Source organism: Planctobacterium sp. AWH2_060 (assembly GCF_056158425.1).
Window position 1 is genome coordinate 4,242,800 of sequence record NZ_JBSWTG010000001.1, and the last position, 26,091, is coordinate 4,268,890.

Genomic DNA, 26,091 nt, shown 5'->3' on the forward strand with positions numbered 1-26,091 from the left:
GCTCAAAAACAACACTGACAGCCATCACACCATAATGGACATTACATCCAAGTTCAGATCTTCAATCATAACTGACCCTATTAGTTCCTTGATACTCTGATATGTTTAAACCAGTTTGTTAACACCGTCAGAACTTAATACGCTTCGGATTTGATAAGTACCTAAGCTACTATCCAAAATAATTTCAGCAGTAAACTGGTGCCCGACTTTTAGTTCTTTTCTTGCTTTAGCATTAAATAAATAGGTAGGAAGGTAAGCAACGTCTTCAGTGTTGCCTATTGATGCAAACCCGTAATCTCTATCCTCAAACAAACGAAGGATTGTGCATTTGTCTTTCTCTATACTCTTTGAATCGATCTCAACATCAAAAATCTTGTCTATTTGCAGTCCTTTATTACTCCTTGAGACTTGACAAAGTATCTTATCGCTTTCGGATATGTAACTAATGCCACATTCTAAAAGTCTATCCAAGTGGAAGAAAACCCCCTCTTCCAGTTCTTCTACATTTGCGTATCCATAGCGCTTTTTGGGATCGTACCAAGCTACAGTACAGAGTGTCTCTTTGAACAAAAGACCATCTTTAAACTGCTCACCCATAGTTGAAACAAGATCGTCCTCGGGTTTTTTGAGGCCGTCAGAAAACTTCTTGATTTCCTGAATAACATCTAGTTGGCAATCATAGTTGCGATTTGTGGTATCCTGTTTAAAGTACTTCTTATCTTCTTCAAGAAGAAATAGTGAAAACTCCTGTTTGACTACTGATATGCGGTCTGAGAATTCAGTTAGTTTAAAAGCACGTTTTATTCTTTGAGCAACATCTTCGTCCGAAATATCAGTGATTAGTGCCATTTGATAAAAAAATACAGCGTTCTTCAATCCTAGTTGCAAATGAATTAGCCCTTTGTGGGAAATTGCGAGGTCAGGTTCACTGGATATTCCAGAGGTTGATATATCATATGGTTCAATGAGTTTCGCTTCCAAAAGTCTGGAAATCGCAGTTATAACTGAAACCTCGTCACCACCTATAGATTCGAAGTAGGAAACAAGTGAATTAAGCCCTAAATGCTTTTCTTCGACATTTTTTCCATTGTTATATACCTGAGACAATAGGCTCAGTATGCGGATGTTTACAAGTGGTGATTGTCGAACTCGCTGGTCAACATCGAATATAGGCAAAATCTCGGAATCATCATTACGTTTGTACAAACTATAGTTGCCCTTTAGAAGGGCATCTATAAAACGGTTATAGCTGGTAGTAATTGGTTTGCCGCTAATATATGAACGGACTAAATCTTCAATTTTTATGACTGAAGAAGTTAACACTCTCTTCGAAAGTAACAGTGTTTTACGTATATTGTAGTTGGAAAGTTGTCCGATTGTTTTTGACGTAAACTCGTGGTCTACAAAGATACTTTCGAGAGCTTGAGTAAAACCTTGTAAATCCTCAATTGATATTCTAATGCCCTTTTGCGCAAGATAACTTTCATGCCCAACTTCTGTGTTTGTACCTATAAAATCCAGTGTTCGTTTCAAATAATCAGCACGCTTCCGAAAAACCTCTCTTGGAGATGGGGTAGGAAGGAAGAAAGACTTTGACTCGTAGATCCCAAAAATATCTGTTTTTTTAAACGCCCACGCCGACCGATCAGTGACGGGAAAAAACAACAATGAATGATGAGCCTCAAATTGCATAGACTGTAAATACTGAAATACCCTAGTTTTGTACTCAATTGATTTTTCGTCAGTATTGTCGACTATGAAAATGGGTAGCTTTTTTCTATTTCTGACTATTTCTCGTAGAAGTCGTTTAAGGTATTCCTCTCTATTTTTTTCTACCTGCTCGTCTAAAAATTCACCAAACTTTACTTTGAACGCGGTTTTGTCAGATTCATACAAGTGTTTGTCCGTCCCCTTTGCTCTGCGCTTGTATTCTCCTGCGTACAAAGACATTAAGTCATCCCAATCTGGACTTCCCTCTTCGAATATGCATTGTTCAATAATTCCAATCAATTCTTGAGTAAGCCAAGACAGGACTGTTTCTTCAGAACCAGTATGATGAAGGCAGTCTATATTTAATATCAGGCATTTTTCTTTAAGTGATCGTGAAAGAGTCTTTTTAAAGAATCGTTCTAGAAAAGTCGTTTTGCCAGAACCAGTAGGGCCAACTATAAAAACGGTTTCACCCGTATGTTGATTTACTTCAACTGAAACGGTGTCATGAATCAGCTCGGAAAGCTGATTATTAACATCGATTTTGTACCCTATGTTCCCTAATACTTTTGCGGTAATTTTTTCAAGGCTAAAGTCAGCGATTCTGCTCTCTCGAGATTCTACAAAGCACTCCATAATAATCTCATCATCATCACTACCAGCCATGGCCGCAAAGTACCTGTCAAATACCTTCTCTAGATCCATTGCAAGAGGCGATTTTTGGGAAATTCTAATTTCATTCTCCCCAATTGCAGAGTGTAATTTTTGGGTTAGATTCAATCTCCGGTTGTGAAGATCATCGAACTTGAAACTATAAAGTCTTTGACGAGAGGCTGATTTCGATAATAATTCGTAAAATGAGGAAAAGTTATTCTTAATGGCATTAATACTTGGAAATACGAATGCTTCTTTGTCTTTGTAATTCGCTCCGGGAACGTAGGCTTTAAAAATGATCCAAGCAGCCCCATCACTTAAAACAGCGAAAGCTGCACCACTGTTTTGTATGTAACCAGCTGCTTGTTCAATCCCATCTTGGCATTTGTTAAGACTTGTCCCAGATAACTTAAGAGTTCTCATTTCGTCTTCTTTTGAAGAACTGATTTTCAGCAACCCGTGCTTTTTTGCCTCAAGAACAAAAACAGGGCTTTGGTGATCAGAAATCAAATAATCTGAAAATCCTTTGTCATTTTTCGTTTCACATTTGATGTCAGATGTTATCCAACCCAACACCTCGAGCAAAATACGATTGATAACACGTAGTTTAGTGTCTTCTTCAGTGTCGGCATTTGATAGTTGGTCAACTAATTCGTCAGATATTCGGTTAAATATCGACTCAGCTTGATCTACAGGTATGTCCATTACTCTATTTTCTCATTCAATTTTTTAAAAATGTTAGAACAATCTGGTACGTGTAATAACATTATCACTTTGGTTTAGAATCATCACTTAATCAATAGGGCAAACGGATAAAAGTCAACTTTTGCATCATTTAGACTATATCGGGGCGGGGTAAAATTCACACAAAGTCAGGCGCCAAAGACCGTCCGATATTTGGCACGATTTTGTCTTTCAAGTTTCCTTTGCCGAATGACCGCAATGGAAGAGGTCCAGACTTCCATGAAAGCGGTCGTTCGATAACAGTCTGCGCTACGACAAAAATTTAAGAAAGTAACCGATCAACTTGTGCAATGCGACTGACCCCTGCCAATTAAGAGTATCCTAAAAATTTCAATTGTTATGACGGACGACTTTACATTCATACAACGCGTTCACGGGGCTGTTTTGACCTATTCCTGAACAATCACGGGTCTATTGCCGGTACGCTTTGTGATCAATCTCTTACACGCCAGAAAGACTGTTAACTCAAATCGACGTGACGAATGTAAGGTTTATATCCATACTTAGAATCGTATCTCAGAGTTGACGAAATGAAACAGAGGAAGAATGATGATAATGCTCGTGCAGATTAGGTTTTTCTTTGCAGGTATTTTACTATCAGTCGCTAGTTGCTCTTCTACACCCACGAAACTAAAAATGGATGATGATGGAAATAGAGAAATCACCCATAAACAAACTTCGGTTAGAGTAGTTTCCCATAAAGACTTTGAAAAAATGTGGGGAAGCACTCCTACATCCAAAGGTCTAAAAAGCGACAACTATGCAATGGATGAAAGGTTACAGAAACTAATCTACACCGCTTATATTGTTGATTCTGACAATGTCGAGCCTGTATATAGAGACATGGTTGCTACCATGCTCTTCAGAGACAAGCTCAAATATTCCGAAAGCTCTCTGTGAGTCGCCCCGGTAAATTCGGAGGCGGATTTGTTTTGTAATCCCCCCGAAAAATAACTGAAGTCAAAAGTGGAATTTTCTCGTAACCTATCAACGATCGCCTACTTAAAAATTTACTCGGTCGACCCATTAACACCGATAGTACGCTCTGGTTCGATGGCCGCCCGTGGAATTTCAGAGCCGACCGACCGCTTTGGAAGAGTCGCGGTCATCCAAAACCCGTAAAAATGGACTTTTCGAATGACGGCTATCTTAAACAAGCGGTCATGGTGAAAGGTGTAAAGCCAGCGGCTATTAATCGCTATTGTTGACCTACCAACGTTTGCACAAAACAGCGGCGTTACCAATTACCATTCAAAAGTTAAATCCAACCTTAGAATGCAAATATTCAATTTTTCTAAACCTGCCTATTGTAGCAACGCCAGTGCGCCATAAAGACCGGATTTATCGCCCAGTCCCGGCAGGCAAATCAGATCGCTGAACTGAGTCGCCTGAGGCAAGGTGAGGTATTTGTTAAGACTGGTTTCAGTGTGCTTTACTACCTTGTCCAATAATCCAGGCTTCTGCATTACGCCACCGCCCAAAACTATTTTTTGCGGGCTGTAGTTCAGCAACAGGTTATGGCAAAAAGTACCGACCACCTGTGCCTGAATTTCCCATGCGCGATGCTCATCTGGTAAAGTTTCGGCAGGTTGTTGCCAGATTTGTGACATGGCATAACCGGAAGCCAAACCTTCGACGCAACTGCCGTGAAACGGACAAACACCCTTAACGCCATCGATCTCGCCAATAATCATGTGTCCCGCTTCTGCGTGGATAAGACCATGTAGTGGCTTGCCATTGATCACCACACCGGCACCTACGCCAGTGCCTATGGTGACATACACCACCACCTCACAATCTTGTGCAGCGCCCCAGCGATGCTCTGCCAGTGCGGCAGCGTTTACGTCGGTATCCAGAGTCACCTGACAGTTAAGTGCATCAGCGAATACCTGGCAGATAGGGGTATTGCCCCAGTTTGGTTTGGGCGTGGCGGTGATGTAGCCAAACGTGGCGGAGCCGGGTTTGAGATCCAGGGGACCAAAGCTGGCGATGCCCATCTGTGAAAACCTCAACCCTTGTCGTTGCTGTTCCTGAAAAAAAGCCACGCAAGCAGATAATGTCTGATTGGGCGTGGTGGTGGGGATGCGGGTGGATGCGATAATGTTCCGCTGATTGTTAACAATGGCACAATTAAATTTGGTGCCGCCGGCCTCGATGACGGCATAGTATTCAGTCATTGCATCTGATCCTGTAATTTGCCGGAAACCTGGTTCCGGCAGTAAAAAAGTTAAGCCTGATATTCGGTGCGTTCAATCTCTGCCAAGCGCGCTTCGGTGGGGTTGCGCAGATAATTGTATAAAAAGCCGACAAACAGTAGGGCGGTAAATCCGGCGGCTACCATAAAGCCGTACTTGGCGTCGCCGCCGTTAGCGTCACTGACAATTCCCATAATTAGCGGGCCAGCCGCCGCACCGGCGGCAGTAAAAAATAAGATGACGCCAGCTACTGTGCCATGCTCGTGTTTTGGAAAACAACTGATGCCTTTGGAGTTGATAGTGGGATAAATCACCGACATAAAGATGCCCGATAAGGGGAACAGGTACAGCGCCAGTTGCGGTCCACCCCACAAGCCACCCAGAAAGCAGATTAAGATAGCTAAGCTGAACATCAGCATGACGGCAGCCCAATTGAAGTGCTGCATCATCCAGATTCCCACAAAGCGCCCCAGCGCCCGCAGGGAGAAAAACGCCGATACTGCATACATGGCCAGCATTTTTTCGGGACCTTCGCGGTAACAGTCAAAGGTGGACGTCAGATCCGTAGCGTTACACACCAGGTAACTGGGCATCCAGACGTAAATGGCGCTTTCAGCCGCCACATACAAAAAAGCCGCAACAGAAAAGCCCATAGCATAGGGATTGGTCAGCAACATCAGGCTGCGTTTTACGTCAATGGGTTCATCCGGTTCCAGCCCTTTGCTGTGATCTGGATAATCGGCCTTCCAGGCCATAATGATGAGTAAGGTACACAAGCCACCGGCCAGCACGTAAAGCCATTTCCAGTCAACGCCTTCGCGGATCAGCCAGGCAACAATCAGTGGGCCGATTATGGCGCCAACACCGAAGAAGGCTTCTGCACCATTCATAGTGCCAGTGTGTTCTTTAGTGGAGGTGGAAATGTCGCCTATCAGCGCCAGTGCCGCAGTTTTAAATATGCCGACAGCCAGGCCTGAAATAGTGATAAGCCCGAGAATAAAGGTAAAAGAGGTGCCCAGTAAAAACAGATAACAAGAGGCGGCAAACAGGGCCAGCCCCAGAATAATGGTTTTCTTACGGCCAAATTTATCGGCCAAAAATCCTAAAAATAGTCCGGAAAAGGCGACACCCACCATAAACAGAGAGTGCATCAGGCTGGCCTGGGTATTGTTAACATCAAATTCCCGTTTCACCTCTTTAATAATTTCACCCACGGAATCTGAAGTCATGGCAAACATCATGAACATCAGGTAAGTCAGCCAACGGATCAATTGCAGGTTTCGTTGATGTTGAGCCTGTATTTCAGACATGGGGTTACTCCTCCGGTACAAAATCATTTGTGACTGTGTTGTGTCACAGGTAGATGGCCGCGGTGTAATCCCCAGCGGCCAGAGTTTTATCAGAATTGATATTTCAAGGTTAACGAAGTGGTGCGACCATTAATCGTCCGGGCACGGATGATATCTGTCGCTGCAGCACTGCCTTCTTCAGCTTCGGTAATGCCGACTTCATCAAACAGGTTATTGATGTTTAATGCCACTGTCAGGCTTTCAGTGATGCTGTAATCCAGGAAGGCGTTTACCTGAGTGTAGCCATCAAATTTCAGATCATTGTTGTCCTGTGCATAGGCATCGGTGGTGCCAATCAGGTTAAGTCCGGCGCTACCGCTGTCAAACTGATATGTACCGGTTAACTGATAAATGACATCCGCCTGACGACGTGGCGTATTGCCTTCCACTGCTGGATTAAGTGCATCTTTGGCAATTTCTGCGTCGGTCCAGGTAAAGCCACCTTTGAAAGTCCAGTCGTTCACCACATACGCCGCTTCAACTTCTACACCCAGTGCCTCATACACCCTGTCAAAGAAGTTTTGGGTGGTGGCTTCAAAGTTTTGCTCTTCGGTTTCGGCATAAAAACCAGTAACAAATAAACCTAATCCGTCTTGACGATACTTCAGACCTAATTCGTATTGATCCACCATATCCACGGCATCTTCTTTGGCGACTGAGCCATCAGCGCGGACTTTGCCGAACAACAGACGATCAGCATTGGCACGACCACCCTGGCTGATGCGACCAAATACCGCCATGTCATCATCAATGCGATAGTTGGCACCAATTGAATAAGAGTTATAGCTCCAGCTGTAATTAACCGGTGACGCATTGGCTTGATCGGCAGAAGCCACATTTTGCTCCGGAATGGAGATCACGCCATCGCCATTCATATCAATGCTACTGGTGACCGCTCCGGCATAGGAGCCTGTTGCATCACCTGAGTCATGGCGGAAACTGGCTTCTAGACTCCAGTCACCAAATTCGCCAGCCACGGAAATGTATGGGGCATCAAGGTTATATTGAGTATCGTAATTGCGCTGACAGCAGTTACCCCAAAACGGCACGCCATAAGCGTAAAGTCCATTCTCTGAATACTCTGTGCCATCTTGCGCCACTACATCCAGCAATGCGGCGTTATCGCCTTTGACTTCCATCAGATAAGAATTCCACAACCAGGACATTTTCAGGTTCTGGCGCGCTTTGTAGTAACCCAGCGTCAGCGAAACATTGTCAAAATCGCGGGACAGTTGCAGGTCGTTGGCGTAGGAATCAAAGTCTTCCATTTCTACGTCAAAGGTGTGAATCCGCATCACCAGGCCATTGCCCGTGCTATCTGTGTAGGCCTGTCCGGCACTGGGACCATTGGCGTAGACTAACCCGGCACCTTCACCGGCAATACTTTCTGCAATGCTGGTGGCTCCGGCGACTTCAGCGGGGAAGGGTGAAGCAAATTCGCCCGACACGCTGGATTTGCGGAAGCGGTTAATCATCTGCCAGTCTTCGCCCATGTCAAAGTTGGCCTCAAAACCGATACTGTTTACCACCGGATGCATACCGTTGCGCATATCGCCACGGCTGATCTGGCCGTCACCATTTATGCGCAGCGTGTCTTGCAAATATACCGAGTGAGGGGTATCTGATTGAGCATCAAAGCCTTCGATAGAGTCGCCGTTGGCATACATGGGCATAGGTAAGTAGCCGGTGCTCTTATCATCCAGGTGTTTTACGTACACTCGCACGTAACCAGTGTCAAAATCTTTGGTGAAGTTGGCCTTGATTTGACCACCGGAGTTACCGTTGTAACCGGTTTCTCTGGGGCCTTCGCCTTCGCGGAAAAAGCCACCAATGTGGAAGCGAGTGGAGTCGTTGATGTAATCACCGTATTCAAAATCGGTGCGGAAGCTGTCGTAATCCAGGCCAAAGGTGGTAGCAACACTGCCACCGCCGAAATCCCCGGTCTTGCTGATAAAGTTAATCACACCACCCGGTGAGTTACTCACCATAGTAGAAGAAGAGCCACCGCGAATCGCTTCAATACCTGAGATAGTGGAGTCAGCGCGAATAAAGATATCGGCGTTACCAAAAGCAACGTCACCAAATTGCATTACCGGTAAACCATCTTCCTGAAGTACTAAAAACTTAGCACCACCAGCGGCAACCGGTAAACCGCGCACAGCGATATTGGCATTACCTTCACCACCGGTAGATTCAGAACGAATACCCGGAATAGAGCGAAAGATTTCTGCGGTGGCTCTGGGAGTGGCCACGGCAAAATCTCCCGGACTTAAGGTACTGGAGGAGACGCTGGAATCCATACGAGATGTGGCACGGGCGGAACCGGTAACCATAATCTTTTCAAAATCCAAAACGTCAGCGGTGCTGTCTTGCGCCTCCGCTTCCTGACCGTTAACCAGTAATGGACTAGCGGTTAATGCGAATGCGACAGCCATGGCAATGGGGTTGTGTTGCTTGCTCATCTTATTCTCCTACAAAAAATAGCATAGTGTGTGTTTTGAGAATTGCTTAAGTTATTGCGGTCAAAACACAACACTTGACCTATTAACTTAAACGATTAAGATAAACTTAACAGAACAATTAACAAATGTAAAACACATGTTAACTTATACTTTCGTATGATAGAGTCTTTCTGTAAAAGTTATATAATGAATTTAACTAAAACGATTAAGTGAGCATTTCTATGAATATTGCAAAAGAAGCGAAATTGGCCCTTTCCAGGTTGGATGTGGATTCTTTTTTGAGCAGCGTTAAAGCGCCTGAAAAAAACGTCTTTCGCCAACGCCTGGAAAGTCAGTTTGAATCACTGTTTGCATTATATTTGGAGCTTTATGGTCACAGATACGATTTCCACTTTCATTTGCAAACCCTGGTGGCGAATTTAGCCGCCGGTTACAAGGCGCGTTCCGCCAGTTTAAAACGCAAAGACAAACAACGCCTGCAACAACCCAACTGGTATCGCCAGGAGAACATGCTGGGGATGGCCTGCTACGTAGACCTGTTCGCTGGTGATTTACAAAAGCTGCAACAGCGCATTCCCTACCTGCAACAGTTGGGTATTACCTATTTGCATCTGATGCCATTGTATTTATCACCGGAAGGGGATAGTGATGGCGGTTATGCGGTGTCTGATTACCGCACTGTCAGCCCTAATTTGGGCAGTAATCAGGATCTTAAAAATCTGGCAGACGCTTTGTCAAAAGCGGATATCAGTCTGGTATTGGATTTTGTGTTTAATCACACTTCCGATGAGCACGAATGGGCAAAACAAGCGCAGCAGGGCAACGAAGAGTATCAAGAGTATTACTACCTGTTCGAGGAGCGCAGTTTACCGGATGCCTACGAGCAAAACTTAAGAGAAATTTTTCCACAGGTGAGACGTGGTAATTTTACCTGGAATGAGGCGGCTGGTAAGTGGGTGTGGACAACCTTTAACAGTTTTCAGTGGGATCTTAATTACAGTAACCCGGCTGTGTTTAACGCGATTACAGAAGAAATGTTGTATCTGGCAAACATGGGCTGCGAGGCATTGCGCCTGGATGCGCTGGCTTTTATCTGGAAACAACTGGGCACAAACTGCGAGAATCAGCCAAAAGCTCACTCCCTGATCCAGGCCTTTAATGCCTGTTTACAAGTGGTGGCACCTTCAGTGGTATTTAAATCAGAAGCCATCGTTCACCCCGATGAAGTGAACAAGTACATAGCGCCACAAGAATGTCAGCTGTCCTACAATCCTTTGCTGATGGCTCTTTTGTGGAATAGTCTGGCCACCCGCAAAACCCGATTGTTAACCCAGTCGATGCGCAAGAGTTTTGCAATAAACCCGCAATGTGCCTGGGTGAATTATGTTCGTTGCCATGACGATATCGGCTGGACTTTTGATGATGCCGTAGCGGGACAGTTGGGGATTAATGGCCATGATCACCGTTATTTTCTCAATCAGTTTTATGTGGATCGCTTTGACGGCAGTTTTGCTAAAGGTGTGGCTTTTCAGGAAAACCCTTCCAATGGTGATTGCCGGGTGTGCGGTTCACTGGCCAGTTTAGCTGGCCTGGAAAAAGCACTGGCCAGCGGTGATGATGCGGCCATCAATATTGCTATTGACCGAATTCTGCTGTTGCACAGTGTGATCCTGAGTATTGGCGGCGTTCCCTTATTGTATTCAGGCGATGAATTGGGCTTGCTAAACGATTACAGCTATGAACAGGATGACACTAAAGTTCACGACGCACGGTGGGTGCATCGTATTGCCGTAACCGAAGAAGATATTGCCAACGCGAATAACGCAGGTACTGTCAGTAATCGCATCGCGCAAGGGTTACAGCATATGATTCAAATTCGCCAGTCAAACCCGGTATTCGGCGAATCCAACACCCAAATTTTGGATACCGGTAACCAGCATATTTTTGCTTATGCCAGACAGGGACAGGGCAAAGGTGAACTGTTAGCGCTGGTGAACTTTAGTGAGCACGAGCAGACCGTGATGTTAAACAACCTGGAGCTGGATTGGGTGGCACAGGGGACCGATTTGTTGACTCGCACTAAACCTCAGGTGCAATCCGGGCAACTGCGCTTATCACCACTACAGGTGTTATGGCTGGCCAGACACAGCGACTAGGGGGGAGATACTATTGCGCTTCGCCGGAACTATTGCGAACCACCAGGCGGGTCTCCATCAACTGCGCTTGTTGATTGTCACTATCAAACAAACATCGGGCCGCTATGCGGCCTTTTTCAATACTTTGCTGGCACACTGTGGTCAATGAGGGATTACTGCGATTGGCCTCTGGAATATCGTCAAATCCGACGATGCGCAGTTCTTGTGGCACTTTGATATTAAGGGATTGTGCAACCCGCAATACCCCAAGGGCCAGCACGTCACTCATACAGAGCACAACGTTCGGACGAGGTGTTATGGTGAGGGCTTCATAGGCGGCTTTTTCTGCCATTTCCGGGGTGTTCATGGGCGTGTGCCAAATCATATGGGGCGGCAGTTCAACGCCTTTTTGTTGGCAGGCCTGGATATATCCCTGCAAGCGGTTGTATGCAATCACTTCTTTGCTTTCAGTTTGCAGGTCTGCTTTTTCCAGACGACAAACCCGATCTGAGGCAATTAATCTCAGGCTGACCACGGCCACCCGATCTTCTGGTTGGCGGATAACGTGCAACGCCACATCTTTGGCTGCGGCCTGGTTATTGATGTTCAGTGAAGGCACTTTACCTTGTTCAAAATCCACCGCAATCATGGGTTTGCCACTGCGGCTGATGCGTTCAAAGGCACCGCCAGTGGGCGCACCGTAAAAAATAAAGCCATCGGGCAGGGACTCTGCACTGCTTTGTTCTTTGGAAGCCAGTCTGCTGGACAACAACAATAATTGTTTTTTCTTTTGCGATAAAACCTCAGATACGCCTTGCAGAAACTGGCTGGCTACCGGATCGGAAAAGGAATAGCTCAGGGTATCTGCCAATACCACGGCTACCACATCCGATTTACCTTTGCGCAATGAGCGGGCCGCCAGATTGGGACCGTGATAACCCAGCTCGGCGCTTTCCTTAAGGATCCGCTGCCGCAGGGCTTCAGATAACTGATCGGGACGATTAAAGGCATTGGAGACGGTGGCAGTGGAGACTCCCAGCAGACGGGAGACTTCTTTTAAATTGAGCGGTTTATTGCTGGCAGACATGAGATAACTTAAACGATTTTGACCGCCAGATTCTCCCCTAATGAGGTGAAAATGTCCATGGCCTATCACTTCTGGCGCATTTCTGTAGTAATGTGAGGGAAATCAAACTCAATTCGCTGAAGAAATAAAACAATGACAATGCGAAACCTGTTTCTGTTACTTGGACCTGGATTGGTGTTTGCGGCCACCAGCATCGGTGTGTCCCATGTTGTACAGTCCACCCGGGCGGGCGCTGACTTCGGTTATTGGCTCGTGGGGCTGATCATTCTGGCTCACCTGATCAAGCTTCCCTTTTTTCAGGCCGGATCTCGTTATGCCGCAGCTACCGGAGAAAACCTGTTGGATGCCTACCATAAAATGGGGCGCAGGTTTTATATTCCGGTGGTACTAATCACCTTTAGCACCATGTTTATTATTCAGGCTGCGGTCACCATAGTCGCTGCCGGTGTGATTGCCAATATCCTGCCCTTTGGTTGGAGCATCGGCGTCTGGTCTGCAGTGGTGTTAATTGCCAGCATGTTACTGTTAATTTCCGGTGGCTATGCACTTTTGAACAAGCTGATCAAACTCATGATGCTGGTGTTTTTGGTGCTGTGTCTGATCACCCTGGTGGCTACATTGTTTGCTGATTTGCCGCCTGTACCTGAAAGCGCTTTGATAGCGACACCTGGATTACTGGATGCCGCCAGTATTGCTTTTATGGTGGCTTTAGTGGGCTGGATGCCGACTGCCATCGAAGTGTCAGTGTGGTATTCTTTTTGGGTGGTAGAGCAACAAAAACTGGAACAACAAAGCGCTCAAGCGAGGGCTGTGCAGCGCCTGAAAAACCGCTTGTTAGACTTTAATATGGGTTATCTGTTTTGCTGTTTATTGGCCTTGTTATTCTTATCCCTGGGAGCGCAAATCCTCTATGGGCGAGGCATTGAGTTGAGCAACAGCGCTATTGGTTTTTCAGCGCAACTGATTGATATTTTCACCCAGGTATTAGGTGACTGGAGCCGCCCCGTAGTGGCCATCCTGATTTTTATTGCGATGTTTTCAACCTGTATTGCGGTAGCCGATGGTTTTAGCCAGGTCATCACCCGGATTGCAGAAAAACAATTAAATCTCAGCGCCGGGCAGCATCAACTTACCTATCATCTGGCTATTCCTGTGATTGGCATTGGCGGGTTAGTGATCATTCTATTGTTTTCAGGACAACTGAAATCGCTGGTGGACTTTGCCACGACCGTTTCCTTTCTGGCTGCGCCCTTTTTCGCCTGGCTTAATATGAAAGCCCTTAAACTGGACAATGTTCCGCAAGATTGTCGCGTCAGCGACAGGTATTATTTGTTTACAAAATGCTGTCTGTTTTGTTTAACCAGCTTTGCGCTTTTTTATCTTTTGTGGCTGTTGATCTGATACACTAGCAGTGTATACCAATCAGTATAAATCTATTTTATTTCATTGCATCGGAAGAGCTGGTGCAATCTTATGACGTTCATCGTTTGGACATGATCTGTGTCTAACATGAAGGTCATTCTTCACATAACAAAAAAGGAACAAGCATGACAGTACAAACTATCAAATCACGAGCCGCCGTTGCCTGGGGACCAGGTGAGCCTTTGAAAATTGAAGAGGTTGATGTGATGCCGCCTCAGGCAGGTGAAGTACTGATCCGTATTGTCGCCAGCGGCGTTTGCCATACTGATGCTTTTACCTTATCTGGCGAGGATCCAGAGGGCATTTTTCCAGCCATTTTGGGTCATGAAGGCGGCGGTATTGTAGAGCAGGTGGGCGAAGGCGTTACCGGACTGGTGCCGGGCGATCATGTTATCCCTTTGTATACTCCGGAATGTGGCGAATGTAAGTTTTGTTTATCGGGAAAAACTAACCTGTGCCAAAAAATCCGCGTTACTCAGGGGCAGGGACTGATGCCAGACGGAACCACGCGTTTCTCCATTAATGGCCAACCCATCTATCACTACATGGGCTGTTCCACTTTCTCCGAGTATACGGTGTTGCCAGAAATTTCCCTGGCTAAAGTCAATAAAGCGGCGCCATTGGAAGAGGTTTGTTTACTGGGCTGTGGCGTAACAACGGGTATGGGCGCAGTGCTCAATACTGCAAAAGTGCAAGAGGGCGACACAGTTGCCATTTTTGGTCTTGGCGGCATCGGTTTATCCGCTGTAATTGGCGCGGTAATGGCCAAAGCAAGCCGCATTATCGTTATCGATATCAATGAATCAAAATTCGAATTGGCTAAAAAGTTAGGAGCCACAGATTGTGTCAATCCTAAAAACTACGACAAGCCCATTCAGGAGGTAATCGTAGAATTAACGGATGGTGGTGTTGACTATTCCTTTGAATGTATAGGCAATGTTGATGTGATGCGCAGTGCCCTGGAGTGTTGCCACAAGGGCTGGGGAGAGTCGGTTATTATTGGTGTAGCCGGAGCAGGCCAGGAAATCTCTACGCGTCCATTCCAACTGGTTACAGGTCGGGTATGGCGAGGCACCGCTTTTGGTGGTGTCAAAGGCCGCTCTGAATTGCCGGGTATCGTAGAGCAGTATCTGGCGGGAGATATTCCCTTGCAGGACTTTATTACCCACACCTTGCCATTGGAAGAAATTAACAACGCCTTTGATCTGATGCATGAAGGCAAGAGCATTCGCTCAGTAATTCACTTTTAAATCAGGAGGTTTAGCGCATGAAACAGCTTTCGAATACCCGTGTTTTTGGTGGTCATTTAACCCGTTATGAACATGTCGCCGTGTCGACTCACTGTCAGATGCGCTTTGCCATCTATCAGCCTCCACAAGCCCTGAAAGGGGCTAAGTGCCCGGTGATTTTCTGGTTGTCAGGGCTGACCTGCAACGAAGAAAATTTTATGCAGAAAGCCGGGGCGCAGCGTATTGCCGCTGAATTGGGCGTGATTCTGGTGGCTCCGGATACCTCACCCCGTGGCGAGTCGGTACCGGATGTGGATTATTACGATTTTGGTAAAGGCGCCGGATTTTACGTGAATGCCACTCAGCCTCCCTGGGACACCCATTACAAAATGTATGACTACATTGCCAGCGAGTTACCGGAACTGATCCATAGTCATTTTCCCACCAACGGGCAACAAAGCATTATGGGTCACTCGATGGGCGGGCACGGCGCGCTGGTAATTGGCTTGCGCAATCAGCACCAGTTTAAGAGTATTTCGGCATTTAGCCCCATTGCCAATCCGATGGATTGCCCCTGGGGAATTAAAGCCTTTACCGGATACCTGGGTGAAGATCCGGGTAACTGGTGCGAATATGACGCCACTTACCTGCTGGGGAACAGTGAGTGTCACTTGCCGGTTCTGATCGAGCAGGGACTGGCGGATGAATTTTTGCAGGAGCAACTCAAACCAGAAAACCTGTGGAAAGTGGCTGAGGAAAAGGATGTTGCCGTTGAATATCACGCCCATGAATCCTACGACCATAGTTATTACTTTATTGCCACTTTTATTGAAAAACACATGTTGTTTCACGCCAGGCATTTAGCTGACTGAACAACCGCTAGCTGAGAAATCAATCTTGAAAACCACCCTGATGGGCAAAACCGAGTTTATCGCTCTGTTTGCCCTGCTTATGTCGTTAACGGCCTTGACTATCGATGCCATGTTACCTGCGTTGCCTCAAATTGCGCAGGATTTGGCGATTGCTGACAGCAATGATACGCAACTGGTGATCACCATGTTTATCCTGGGATCGGTGTTAGGCGAAATGCTGTTTGGTGCCTTTTCCGATGCTTATGGTCGCCGTAAGACGGTGGCGGCAGGGGTTTGCTTTTATCTGTTAGGAACATTGATTGCTATCTATTCACAAAGCTTAGCAATTTTATTGTTGGGCAGGATATTACAAGGGTTTGGCATTTCAGGTAGCCGGATAGGTTCCCGAGCCCTGATCAGGGACTTGTATAAAGGTGAGCAAATGGCGCAGATCATGTCGGTGATCATGGTGATATTCATTCTGGTGCCCATGATGGCTCCCTTGTTGGGGCAGGTGATTATGTTGCAGTTTGGCTGGCGGGCTATTTTTGTGGCGTTTCTATTGTTTTCTACCTTGGTATTAAGCTGGTTTCTGGTGCGGCAACCGGAAACACTGGTACCAGAAAAGCGCATTCCGCTGTCTTTCAGCAATCTATTTCATTGTCTGAAACTCATTCTGGGTCATCGACGTGTAATGGCCTATTGCTCTGTTACCGGCCTGACATTTGGCGCTATGTTGGTGTATCTGAGTACTTCACAAGCTATGTTTAGTGATTTTTATCAGGTGGTTGAAGACTTTCCTTTGTATTTTGCTTTGTTAGCAGCGGGCGTTGGAGCTTCGGCGTTTATCAACAGTCGTATCGTGGTGCGCTATGGTATGCACAGAGTCTCGGTTTGGGCTTTATTGGGCATGACTGGGTTTGGGGCACTGCTATTGGCAGGCAGTTGGCTCAGTGCTGGCGTACCCCCAATGTGGTTATTCCTGAGTTGTTTTATGTTTATCCTGTTTTTTATGGGCTTTATTTTCGGCAATATCAACGCTATGTCGATGGAGTGGCTGGGCGGTATGGCCGGAATTGGCAACTCAGTTGTGGGGGCGCTGTCCAGTTTAATATCAGTCACTTTGGCGGTATTAGTGGGGCAACTCTACAATGCAACAGCTTATCCCGTTGTTATTTGCTTTACTCTTGTGGCGCTGATTAGTCTGGGGTTATTGCGCTTTGCGCGACTTTCTCCGGCGGTATCACTTTAGGCCTGCTGTCGTGAATAGGACCGCTGGTTTGGCATCCCTGCTGGGCAATGGCCATTCTGGATTCGTAGTCCGCCAATTCTGAGTATTGATAGCTGTGGGTTTTGAGCAACTGATACTTACTGTCAGATAACCATCCTTCAGAAAATTTGGACACCAATGTAGGGCTGGAGTCTGCCTGGACCCGCAATTCATGCGTTTCCTGGTGTCCTTCTGAATTACTCACTTTCAGGTAGTATACATCCACAATCATTATTATTTTTCTTGTTGTGTTTTTTCTTCTTATTAGTAAAACTCGTCGACCAAAGCCCCCTGGAGCCTTGGTCTCGTTGGCCTGAATATGTGGATTAGATAAGCAGGCAGTGAGCAAGGTATGCTGTAAATGTGCAGGAACTATGGAGCTTTAACAAAAATGTAACAATTACATTGGTTTGGGTAGGTTAACTTACCTGAATCGTCTGCCGCAATCGACGATAATGGGGAGAGGAATGAAAAACGGAGCTGTTAATCACCACGCCAGGCCGTTAGACGGTATCAGAGTTATTGAATTTGGCCAATTGCTGGCAGGTCCGTTTGCCGGGTGCATCTTGGGTTATTTTGGCGCGGAAGTGATAAAAATTGAGCCGCCGGAAGGGGATCCGATACGAGGCTGGCGTGAGGTTGATAAGGGCACTTCATACTGGTGGCGCAGCATTGGGCGCAATAAAAAATCAGTGACATTGGATCTCAAGCAACAGGCGGGTCGTGAAGTCGCTAAAAAGCTGGTGGCAAAAGCCGACGTATTGATCGAAAACTTTCGCCCCGGTGTGATGGAAAACTGGGGACTGGGACCAGAGCCGATGAAAGTGCTCAATCCCGGGCTGGTTTACACCCGCATTTCCGGATTTGGTCAAACTGGCCCTTATTCGCAAAAGCCGGGCTTTGCGTCAGTTTGTGAAGGCATGAGCGGATTTCGTTACCTGAATGGCTATCCCGGAGAAGTGCCGGTTCGCCCCAATCTGAGTATTGGCGATACTATTTCGGGTATCCATGCCGCTTTGGGTATCGCGCTGGCATTGATTCAGCGTCAAAACGATGCGCAGCAGCAGGGCCAGGTGGTGGATGTGGCATTATACGAATCCATGTTTAATTTATTAGAGGCGGTGATCCCGGAATATTCTGGTGCCGGTGTGATTAGACAAGCCTCTGGAACTACTGTTACCGGCATAGTTCCTACCAACACCTATTGTTGCCAGGATGGCAAGTATGTGGTGATTGGCGGCAATGGCGACTCTATCTTTAAGCGCCTGATGCAGGCCGCGAACAGAGAGGACTTGGCCAATGATGCACGACTGGCAAACAACGCTGGCCGGGTCGAACACGAAGCTGAAATCGATGCGGTTTTAAAACAATGGTGTGCCGACTTATCCGCTGAAAATGTGCTGAATGTGCTGGCTGAATATCGGGTGCCTGCAGGTCCCATTTATAATGCCAGGGATATGATGGAAGATCCGCATTTTAACGCCAGGGAGTTATTCGAATCGGTTGAAATCGACGGTAAACCACTAAAAATTCCGGCGATTTTACCCAAACTTACTGAAACCCCCGGAAAAACCGACTGGCCGGGAGATAAAGTGGGTAGCCACAATGATCAGGTGTTAGGTGAGTTACTGGGAATGGATGACAACGAGCTAAAACAGTTAAAGGCCGAAGGGGTTATTGTCTGATTAGGTCATCGACCATTATTGCGTTCATTATTGCATATTCAGTGCCTCATATTTTTCCAACAATTCGCTGAAATATTGCTGCCGGATTTGACTGGCCACTTGCCATATTCGGGACACCAGTTCCGGATGCTGTTTAGCAAATGCTTTGCTGAACAGCAGGTAACCGTATTTGGTGACCAGCACCGGTGAATGGGCAATAATATTCAGCTGTCTATTGGCATTTTGCCATAAAAAACTGCCCCCGGATTCGCAGTAGGTCACGGCCCCCGCAGTGACTGATCTGGCTAATAACTCCATGGCTGAATGTGAAGAGTTGGTCATAACCAGAGGCAATTGGTGGGCTTCCAGAAACTCAACAATACTATATCCTTGCGGCACAGCGATGGGTTTGTCTGGTACTTGTTTAAATTCTTGTCCGTTCCAGGATAAAGGGCTGTCCGAATGAGTAAACAAACAATACTGTGAGGTTAACAGAGCTTGTTGACTGTCGGGCACCCCATTGAGTTTGGGAAAATGCCCAATGCTGTCGCGAGCAGGTTTGAAGCCGGCGATGACAACATCTGACTGGTTGTTTTTTAGTTCGTTCAGGCAGCGCTTCCACGGCACCCGGTGAAATTCTACTTTCAGCCCCGGTATTTTGCTTTCCAGTATTTGCATAAGTTCGACGAAAATACCGGGATTTTCGGCAGGAGGCATGGGACCTGTGCCCAAAAAGTAGGGGGCTAATTCTTGCTCTTCATAACACAGCTTTAAGCTGGTAAAAGGTGGGATTGAATGAGGTTGCGCGGCAAGTTTTGCACACAGGAGTGCTGATGATATCAGTATGACAGTGCAAAAAAGTACAATGCGCACCTGGCCGCTCCAATTCAACTTGCTTCATGGTTCAAAGCATAGCCTAAAAAAACACAATTCCCCGTTTTCTCGCGCGAAATCTTTGCCTGACCTCAGGAATTAAAAATGAGCTTCCGCAAATCGGGCTTTGACAACATCAACCGCGTCTTCAAACTGAGTCTGAAGACTGCTTACTCTGGAGGCTTCGGATTGCCCTGATTGCGCACAGGCTTCCAGCTCTTTGGCAATCTGGAATAGGGATTGCCAGGCAAATTTCTTGGCTTTGGGCGTGATCCTGTTCAGGTATAGTTTGGCGATATTGGATTCGCCTCGCTGCAGACAGGCCCACAGTTGTTTAATTTCATCATCAATACGCAATACGAAGGCCTGCAATTCGGTCAGCATGAGTTCAACGTCCATATCATGTTGCACGACCCCTTGCGGGATATCTAAACCGGGTAATTCACAACAAAGTCTGGCTATGCGCAGCGAATCAGGAATGACAAGGTTGAGCTTGTCGAGCTCTTCTGTCTTAAATAGCTGCTCGATATCGGCAAATTTCTTTCCAACCAAAGCGAAGCCAAACGAGCCGGCGGCTCCCTTGATACGATGAGCAACTTCACTGGCTTCATGAAGCTCTTGTTGCTTCCAGTGTTGCTCAAACTTGTCCAGTTGTTTGGACAAATCCCGATGGTAATCTACTACCAGGGGCAACATTTCATCATTGCTAAACAAACTTTCTGTACTCCCCCGAGACTTCAGGTACTTATTGAGAGTGGCGATGAAATCCTGTCTCACAATTGGTTTGGCTAAATGGCTGTTAAAGCCTTTGCGCATGTACTCTTCGATCTCATGTTTCATATTATTTGCGGTTAACGCAATAATAGGTAAAGTATAACCGTACTTGCGCAATGTTTCAGTGGCTTCATCACCTTTCATCCTGGGCATCTGTATATCCATGAGTACGAGATCGTATTCATTTTCAAATATCATTTGCAAGGCGGAGTCGCCATCTTCAGCTTCTGAAACATCAACATTCATGCGTTTAAGGATGATTTTGATGAGATCGCGATTATTGGGGTGATCGTCCACCAACAAAATCTTATTGCCGGAGAAATCGGGCATTTCAGGCTGTTGTTCCTCGACCTCTGGTGCCATTTCTGATAGTTCCGAAACGGAACTCAGCATAGTGCTTTGCTCTGTCGGGCAAGCCTTCACTCTGACTTCGAAATGAGAACCATGCTGAGGCGTACTGTGAGCTGAAATATCGCCGCTTAAGCCAATCGCCAGTCGCCTTGAAATACTCAGCCCTAATCCGGTTCCTCCGAATTGTCTGGAAACAGAAGCGCCGCCTTGTTCAAAAGGATCAAAAATGGCGTTGATTTTCTCCTGAGACATACCTATACCGGTATCCTTTACGCTGACAATCAGGTCGGGATCGGTGAATCGGATATCGATGTCCACCCGGCCCTCCTCAGTAAATTTTACCGCGTTATTGGTGAGATTTAACAGAATTTGTTTCAAGCGATAGGGATCTGTGGTGACTTCTGATGGAATGGGGAAGTGGTAATTTAAACTAAATTCCAGACCTTTATCTCTGGCCCGATGTGCGATAACGGACTCCACCTGAGTGAAAACATCAACAATGGAGCAGGGCACCATTTCGTATTCCAGCTTATCCGCTTCGATTTTGCTGATATCCAGAATATCGCTGATGATGTGTAAAAGGTGATTACCATTTTGAGATATAACCCGTAATACGCGTTCCTGTTCTTCCCGATCAATATCACCTTCTAAAATGCCATCAGCGTAACCTATGATGGCGGTTAACGGAGTGCGAATTTCGTGACTCATATTGGCCAAAAAGTGGCTTTTGGCACTGCTGGCTTCCTGCAGTTCGCTGATCAGGTGTTCAAGCGCAACATTGGCCTCTGCCAGCGCTTCGGTTCTTTGGTAAACCTTCTGTTCCAGACTGCTGGCGAACTGGCGATTTTCCATGCTGATCAGGCTAACCTTAGCGGCGAGAGACAGAGATAATAAGATGCAGCCTGTGGTACTGGAAATCAGACCGATAAAAATAATGCTGACAGAAGTATCAATGGCAGGATGCAAAAATGCCGCGCTCCAGAGTATGGATTGCAGGGCGAAGGCTGAGTAGGTAAATATAAAGAAACGTGCCGGTTTGTAGTGTCGTCGCCAGGCGATGGCTCCGGCAATCAGGCTGGTGAGGATCACCAGTGACACAGTTGCGTAGGCCACAAACAAGCCTATTAAGGGTAAAAAGGCGGTAAGTGGCGTGACTACGATACAAATCCAGAAAGAGGCCATCAGTAAATTATCTAATAGCCCGGATATTGATTTTAGGTTCAGGAATGAGCGGGTAAATAATATCGAAAATGCGGCACTTAACAGAAATGGGGGGATTAATAACAGGTCTGGCATAGGCGTAAAAAACAGCTTCAGCACACCGATGATATTGGCCCAGCCAAAGGCTAAAAAAGCCGAGCAAAAGGTAAAATACAAGTAGGTAAGTTCTTTACTGGCATAAAACAAAAAGACATTGTAGATACTCAGGGCCAGTAACATTCCAAGCGCCAACAGCATTAAAATGGACTTGCTTTTTACCTGATCATTTACAGCATTTTCAGCAATGAGTTTAATTTTGGGGGCTACCAGGGTGAAGTTACTTTCAAAGATGAGTAGCAGAGTTCCGGTGACCCCGGTTGGAATGTCAATATAGCTGCCCTGTTGCAGATTGATGTCTCCGATGTGATGCAGCCCACTTTTAGCTGATTGTCGGGTTTGCCCCTGATAAAAAAAGACGTGGACTGTTTCTGCTATCGGGCTGACGGGATTTATAAACCAGCGAGTTTGCTGACTGGCATTGAGTAGGTTAACCGCAACCAACAGGTGCTCCTGATGTTTGGGTTGCTGCTGGAATGGCGTTTGTTTTGACAGCCATTGTGATAAGTCCGTTGACTTCTCCGGAGGTGAAGTAGAGTCAGTATACAGGTAGGACATCTGCTGCTGGGGTAGCAGGAGTGAGTCTGTAGTGAGCTCTAATGTGTTGATTTCTGCATGGATTGGTTGCCAGCTAAAGCTGACCATCAAAACCCATAACAACATAAATCCGTTAACTATCCGACTTTTCATATTGGTAAAAAGCTTAGTCCTTTAATGAGATAAAATTTGCAGCAACTCAAGTATAGAGAAAATTCAGAAATCCGCCCGGGGTAATTCAAGCAGTATGCCGATAAATATTAGAGCCTGTTGATCTTTACGGCAAAATTGTAGCGCAAAGATCAACATGCTCTAGATTTAAGGCAAAAAATTACTCTTGTAAAGCGTCTTTACTGTTGACTGCTCGACTATACCCAAACTACCTCAAGATACTCGACTTCAGCGGGCGAATAAAAGGATTTAGGCAAGGTAAATTGGAGATGGCATGGTTGTTCTCACGTCGATACAATTTGACGCCGCATAAATGCTTTTAGGCCCCGCCCTTCGGGAGCTTCACAGCGCTTCCATTACGGTGTTGCACTTGTTTGAAAGGTAGCCGACATTCCTTCTCAAGTGCGCCTTGTACTGAAAGCGCTGAGATAGCTCTGAAGCAGGCATCTTGAGGTAGTTTGGGTATAAAGGCTTCTGTTTGAAGCTGAAATTGTTCAAACAGATCCAAAAGTGCTTGTGTATTGGTTGTGTTTCCCAGGCTGTAAGCGATGGCCTCCAATGTAGACAGTTGTTCTGGAGCATGATTTTTTCTGATTCGGTATTTAGCGGTGGGTGTCTTGTTAAGTCTAAAGCAGGGGATTTGCCACAACCATGGATTTAAATGCCATATCTTGCGCGCTTTGCGCCAGGTGGCATCAATGTAAATAACATGGCTGGATGGCAAATCAGGTTGTTCAGTGGTTTGTAGCTGGCTGTCCTGGGAAGGGTAGAAACAAGCCCATTGGTTATTGGAAGCGCTGATATGTTGCTGTAGCTCGGTAAAGTCTGACTCACTCTCTCCAACCCAGACCTTTACCGATGGCAATAACTGAGTCACCAGAGCCAATGTGTTTTTACTCTGCTTTACTTCTTCTGGATGTTGTAAAACATGCACTTCGCCGGAATAGTCGATAGACTGATATTGCTGTACTAAAGCACAGATACAGGTTCTTTCCGGGAAATGACATTTTGTGCAATAACGTCTGGCCATAAAGAGGAATCTTGAAACTTGGAAACAACAATCGATACAAAAAATACAGGACACCCATCTTACGCCAGAATCTGGCAAACCACATTACAAATTCCACCTGGAAAAGTTGCCAGCTACGGTCAAATTGCCGACTTAGCCGGTTTACCAGGCCGAGCCAGAATGGTGGGCAAAGCACTTGGGTATGCTCCCAACGATTTGCAGGTGCCCTGGTATCGGGTATTGCGCTCAGATGGCCGCATAGCCTTTCCGGCGGGTAGTGAACATGCGCAATTGCAAACCGGTTTGCTTCAGGAAGAAAATGTTGTGGTACTCAATAACCGGGTGAAATTGAAAGAGTTTCAGTGGCAGCCCGACCTGACCGAATTGCTGTTTAAGTTGCAGCACTAAGGTTTACAGGAGTCTTTTTCAAGACAGCCATAACTATATTTAAGACAGCCATTACAACTCAGTTTCTAACAGCTTATAAGGCCAGACTCATTAAATCTTGCCATTTACTTCTTTACTTAAAGTTTACGAGCGGAAAATAAGCCGTATTTTTTGTAATTCAGAATAATTGAAGAGGATTTGACGCGGAATCAGTAAACGGAATGAATTTTTAGACAAAGAACAGCCTTACCCGCTGGCAATTCTGCGATTGATTTGTGTTTTGATGCTTTAATTAACCTAGCAAGCGTACAGCGTTATTTCTATCTGTTAGGCGTTTGAGCTTGTGTCGATGCCCGTAGGCTGCCAGGTAGGATGCACTGCCTGCGGCATGATGAAAACAGTCCTCAAATTGAGTTGTGAGTTCCAGCCATTGCGCTTGTTCGAGATTGAGGCGCTGCAAAATGGTGGGCGTTGCTTCTTCAATAAATCCCTTTTTGTCATGCAGTATCACACGGCCGGTGATACCCACTAATTCCAGATAATCGGTTAAATGAAACGGCAAGCTATGTTGCAGGTCTTCGTTAAAATTGCCTGCGAAGGGAGTCAGGTATTTGGTTTTTTTGCCGGCTTTAGCGGCATTGATTCGGTACTGAATGCTGGTGTGGTTCGATTGTTCCGGTGTTTTGGCTATTCCGGCTCTGACGGGATTTAAATCCACATAGGCCATACAGGCGGTTAGTGCAGCTTCATCCAGCAAAGCCTGGGATTTAAAGCGGCCTTCCCAGAAGCGACCAGTGCATTCATCTTCTTTGTTTGCTTCTCTGGCAATGTATTCGTTTAGTGAACGCATAAACCAGCTGATGTCGGTGAGTCGTTGCCGCCAAACTTCAACGGTTTCTTCAACAGTAAATAATTGAGACTCTCCCATCTGTTGACGTTGCTCAGGACTCAGATATTGATGGCTCAGTAATGTGCCTTTATGCATCCTGTGCCAGCGGTGAATCACTTCTTCGGTATCCCAGCTGTCTGATAAATCTTTATGAATATGAAGAACAAGATGGGTATGATTGCTCATTACTGCATAGGCACAGACATCGATAGCAAATATTTGCGACAAAAAGTGAATTCGGTCTTCAACCCATTGGCGGCGGTGCTCATAGCTGATACCGGTCTGCTCGTCCTCACCGCACAAATAAGCTCTGCGTACACAGCGGGAAACACAATGGTAATAAGGCGTATCTTCCAGGCAGATTTGTGCCTTCCTGGCTTTTGGCATGTGGACTCCTCCTGAGTCTTATAACAAGAGCTTCCATTTTGCACAAATTACTGAAGTTGAAAACTGTACCGAAGTACAGTTTTGGTGGCTGTCTCGATAGTTGTTATGGCTGTCACCTTAAGAGATTCTATGGGTGTCATGTTAAGAGGCATTAAGAGGCAAGAGACAAGAGACTACTGACAGGTATTGGCAGTGAGGACGGTATTTTGTGGTTTTTGCTTTTAAGGAAGAATTAGATGTTGAAGATGAACTATTGTGTTTTGGGTACAAACAATATGGATGTCGCACTGGCGTTTTATGATTCGCTGTTTGAGGGTGAAAATTTACAAAAAATGAAGGCCTCTGCAAGGATGACTTACTGGCTCGGAGAGGATTTTGCCTTTGCTGTTGCACTACCGTTTAATGAGCAGCCGGCAACCAATGGTAATGGAACTATGCTAGGCTTCAATGTGGGAACGAGTGATCAGGTTGTTAAGCTTTATAACAAGGCGATTAGCTTGGGGGGAACCTGCGAAGGCCAACCGAATCAGAGAGGACCTCGCTTTTCAGCTTACATCCGAGATTTGGACAAAAACAAAATATGCTTCTCAGATTGAAAGCTTAATGCGTTCAATCAGGTTGTAG

General features: G+C 46.1%; 19 protein-coding genes. 9 read left to right on the forward strand and 10 right to left on the reverse strand.

Going from position 1 to position 26,091, the window contains the following annotated elements; translation table 11 throughout:
- Positions 1 to 105: 105 nt before the first annotated feature.
- Positions 106 to 3,069 carry a hypothetical protein gene (locus ACXAD8_RS18180; RefSeq protein WP_475231395.1) on the reverse strand — a complete coding sequence of 988 codons (2,964 nt, stop codon included), beginning with the start codon at positions 3,067 to 3,069 and terminating at the stop codon, positions 106 to 108.
- 675 nt (positions 3,070 to 3,744) lie between these two features.
- On the opposite strand from ACXAD8_RS18180, the gene ACXAD8_RS18185 reads away from it, so the two are divergent.
- Complete coding sequence (locus ACXAD8_RS18185; RefSeq protein ID WP_475231396.1) at positions 3,745 to 4,008, forward strand: hypothetical protein; 264 nt, start codon at positions 3,745 to 3,747, stop codon at positions 4,006 to 4,008.
- Between the two features lie 404 nt (positions 4,009 to 4,412).
- On the opposite strand, the gene ACXAD8_RS18190 is transcribed toward ACXAD8_RS18185, so the two are convergent.
- From ACXAD8_RS18190 to ACXAD8_RS18200, 3 genes are all read right to left on the reverse strand, one after another.
- Entirely contained in the window at positions 4,413 to 5,285 is an 873-nt protein-coding gene (locus ACXAD8_RS18190) for an ROK family protein (protein WP_475231397.1), read from the reverse strand.
- Positions 5,286 to 5,335: 50 nt separating this feature from the next.
- The gene (locus ACXAD8_RS18195) at positions 5,336 to 6,550 is read right to left on the reverse strand and encodes an MFS transporter (RefSeq protein WP_475233018.1); all 1,215 of its coding nucleotides are present in this window, start codon (positions 6,548 to 6,550) and stop codon (positions 5,336 to 5,338) included.
- A 152-nt stretch (positions 6,551 to 6,702) separates the two neighbouring features.
- Positions 6,703 to 9,114, reverse strand: coding sequence for a TonB-dependent receptor domain-containing protein (locus ACXAD8_RS18200; protein ID WP_475231398.1), 2,412 nt, complete (start codon positions 9,112 to 9,114; stop codon positions 6,703 to 6,705).
- A 221-nt stretch (positions 9,115 to 9,335) separates the two neighbouring features.
- Here ACXAD8_RS18200 and ACXAD8_RS18205 point away from each other — a divergent pair, with 221 nt between their 5' ends.
- The gene (locus tag ACXAD8_RS18205) at positions 9,336 to 11,270 is read left to right on the forward strand and encodes an alpha-amylase family protein (RefSeq protein WP_475231399.1); all 1,935 of its coding nucleotides are present in this window, start codon (positions 9,336 to 9,338) and stop codon (positions 11,268 to 11,270) included.
- 10 nt (positions 11,271 to 11,280) lie between these two features.
- Here ACXAD8_RS18205 and ACXAD8_RS18210 read toward each other — a convergent pair whose 3' ends face one another.
- Positions 11,281 to 12,336 carry a LacI family DNA-binding transcriptional regulator gene (locus tag ACXAD8_RS18210; RefSeq protein ID WP_475231400.1) on the reverse strand — a complete coding sequence of 352 codons (1,056 nt, stop codon included), beginning with the start codon at positions 12,334 to 12,336 and terminating at the stop codon, positions 11,281 to 11,283.
- Positions 12,337 to 12,468: 132 nt separating this feature from the next.
- Here ACXAD8_RS18210 and ACXAD8_RS18215 point away from each other — a divergent pair, with 132 nt between their 5' ends.
- The 4 genes from ACXAD8_RS18215 (at position 12,469) to ACXAD8_RS18230 (ending at position 17,090) form a co-directional block, all read left to right on the forward strand.
- Entirely contained in the window at positions 12,469 to 13,737 is a 1,269-nt protein-coding gene (locus tag ACXAD8_RS18215; RefSeq protein WP_475231401.1) for an Nramp family divalent metal transporter, read from the forward strand.
- Positions 13,738 to 13,883: 146 nt separating this feature from the next.
- Positions 13,884 to 15,008: an S-(hydroxymethyl)glutathione dehydrogenase/class III alcohol dehydrogenase gene (locus ACXAD8_RS18220; RefSeq protein WP_475231402.1), complete on the forward strand. Its 1,125-nt coding sequence runs from the start codon at positions 13,884 to 13,886 to the stop codon at positions 15,006 to 15,008.
- Between the two features lie 17 nt (positions 15,009 to 15,025).
- Positions 15,026 to 15,859: an S-formylglutathione hydrolase gene (fghA, locus tag ACXAD8_RS18225; protein ID WP_475231403.1), complete on the forward strand. Its 834-nt coding sequence runs from the start codon at positions 15,026 to 15,028 to the stop codon at positions 15,857 to 15,859.
- A 25-nt stretch (positions 15,860 to 15,884) separates the two neighbouring features.
- The gene (locus ACXAD8_RS18230) at positions 15,885 to 17,090 is read left to right on the forward strand and encodes a multidrug effflux MFS transporter (RefSeq protein WP_475231404.1); all 1,206 of its coding nucleotides are present in this window, start codon (positions 15,885 to 15,887) and stop codon (positions 17,088 to 17,090) included.
- Here ACXAD8_RS18230 and ACXAD8_RS18235 read toward each other — a convergent pair.
- A complete protein-coding gene (locus ACXAD8_RS18235; protein WP_475231405.1) occupies positions 17,038 to 17,340 on the reverse strand; it encodes a hypothetical protein in 303 nt (100 codons plus the stop codon). The two genes, ACXAD8_RS18230 and ACXAD8_RS18235, sit on opposite strands and share 53 nt — an antisense overlap.
- A 235-nt stretch (positions 17,341 to 17,575) precedes the next feature.
- Here ACXAD8_RS18235 and ACXAD8_RS18240 point away from each other — a divergent pair, with 235 nt between their 5' ends.
- Complete coding sequence (locus tag ACXAD8_RS18240; RefSeq protein ID WP_475231406.1) at positions 17,576 to 18,793, forward strand: CaiB/BaiF CoA transferase family protein; 1,218 nt, start codon at positions 17,576 to 17,578, stop codon at positions 18,791 to 18,793.
- Positions 18,794 to 18,820: 27 nt separating this feature from the next.
- Here ACXAD8_RS18240 and ACXAD8_RS18245 read toward each other — a convergent pair whose 3' ends face one another.
- From ACXAD8_RS18245 to ACXAD8_RS18255, 3 genes are all read right to left on the reverse strand, one after another.
- On the reverse strand, positions 18,821 to 19,645 hold the full coding sequence (locus ACXAD8_RS18245) for a substrate-binding periplasmic protein (RefSeq protein WP_475231407.1): 825 nt from the start codon (positions 19,643 to 19,645) through the stop codon (positions 18,821 to 18,823).
- 99 nt (positions 19,646 to 19,744) lie between these two features.
- On the reverse strand, positions 19,745 to 22,750 hold the full coding sequence (locus tag ACXAD8_RS18250; protein ID WP_475231408.1) for a response regulator: 3,006 nt from the start codon (positions 22,748 to 22,750) through the stop codon (positions 19,745 to 19,747).
- 364 nt (positions 22,751 to 23,114) lie between these two features.
- Positions 23,115 to 23,825 (reverse strand): tRNA-uridine aminocarboxypropyltransferase, encoded by a 711-nt coding sequence (locus ACXAD8_RS18255; RefSeq protein WP_475231409.1) that lies wholly within the window; start codon positions 23,823 to 23,825, stop codon positions 23,115 to 23,117.
- Between the two features lie 18 nt (positions 23,826 to 23,843).
- On the opposite strand from ACXAD8_RS18255, the gene ACXAD8_RS18260 reads away from it, so the two are divergent.
- Positions 23,844 to 24,212, forward strand: a complete 369-nt coding sequence (locus ACXAD8_RS18260) for an MGMT family protein (RefSeq protein WP_475231410.1) — start codon at positions 23,844 to 23,846, stop codon at positions 24,210 to 24,212.
- A 271-nt stretch (positions 24,213 to 24,483) separates the two neighbouring features.
- Here the strand turns inward: ACXAD8_RS18260 and ACXAD8_RS18265 are convergent, their stop codons facing one another.
- Positions 24,484 to 25,467, reverse strand: coding sequence for a transposase (locus tag ACXAD8_RS18265; RefSeq protein ID WP_475231411.1), 984 nt, complete (start codon positions 25,465 to 25,467; stop codon positions 24,484 to 24,486).
- Positions 25,468 to 25,703: 236 nt separating this feature from the next.
- Between ACXAD8_RS18265 and ACXAD8_RS18270 the strand changes: the two genes are divergently transcribed.
- Positions 25,704 to 26,063 (forward strand): VOC family protein, encoded by a 360-nt coding sequence (locus ACXAD8_RS18270; RefSeq protein WP_475231412.1) that lies wholly within the window; start codon positions 25,704 to 25,706, stop codon positions 26,061 to 26,063.
- Positions 26,064 to 26,091: the final 28 nt, after the last annotated feature.

Bases quoted from the DNA above. Each gene is read 5' to 3' on its own strand.
- ACXAD8_RS18180 (WP_475231395.1), bottom strand. From the start codon at position 3,069: ATGGACATACCTGTAGATCAAGCTGAGTCGATATTTAACCGAATATCT.
- ACXAD8_RS18185 (WP_475231396.1), top strand. From the start codon at position 3,745: ATGGATGATGATGGAAATAGAGAAATCACCCATAAACAAACTTCGGTT.
- ACXAD8_RS18190 (WP_475231397.1), bottom strand. From the start codon at position 5,285: ATGACTGAATACTATGCCGTCATCGAGGCCGGCGGCACCAAATTTAAT.
- ACXAD8_RS18195 (WP_475233018.1), bottom strand. From the start codon at position 6,550: ATGTTCATGATGTTTGCCATGACTTCAGATTCCGTGGGTGAAATTATT.
- ACXAD8_RS18200 (WP_475231398.1), bottom strand. From the start codon at position 9,114: ATGAGCAAGCAACACAACCCCATTGCCATGGCTGTCGCATTCGCATTA.
- ACXAD8_RS18205 (WP_475231399.1), top strand. From the start codon at position 9,336: ATGAATATTGCAAAAGAAGCGAAATTGGCCCTTTCCAGGTTGGATGTG.
- ACXAD8_RS18210 (WP_475231400.1), bottom strand. From the start codon at position 12,336: ATGTCTGCCAGCAATAAACCGCTCAATTTAAAAGAAGTCTCCCGTCTG.
- ACXAD8_RS18215 (WP_475231401.1), top strand. From the start codon at position 12,469: ATGACAATGCGAAACCTGTTTCTGTTACTTGGACCTGGATTGGTGTTT.
- ACXAD8_RS18220 (WP_475231402.1), top strand. From the start codon at position 13,884: ATGACAGTACAAACTATCAAATCACGAGCCGCCGTTGCCTGGGGACCA.
- fghA (WP_475231403.1), top strand. From the start codon at position 15,026: ATGAAACAGCTTTCGAATACCCGTGTTTTTGGTGGTCATTTAACCCGT.
- ACXAD8_RS18235 (WP_475231405.1), bottom strand. From the start codon at position 17,340: ATGATTGTGGATGTATACTACCTGAAAGTGAGTAATTCAGAAGGACAC.
- ACXAD8_RS18240 (WP_475231406.1), top strand. From the start codon at position 17,576: ATGAAAAACGGAGCTGTTAATCACCACGCCAGGCCGTTAGACGGTATC.
- ACXAD8_RS18250 (WP_475231408.1), bottom strand. From the start codon at position 22,750: ATGTTGTTATGGGTTTTGATGGTCAGCTTTAGCTGGCAACCAATCCAT.
- ACXAD8_RS18255 (WP_475231409.1), bottom strand. From the start codon at position 23,825: ATGGCCAGACGTTATTGCACAAAATGTCATTTCCCGGAAAGAACCTGT.
- ACXAD8_RS18265 (WP_475231411.1), bottom strand. From the start codon at position 25,467: ATGCCAAAAGCCAGGAAGGCACAAATCTGCCTGGAAGATACGCCTTAT.
- ACXAD8_RS18270 (WP_475231412.1), top strand. From the start codon at position 25,704: ATGTTGAAGATGAACTATTGTGTTTTGGGTACAAACAATATGGATGTC.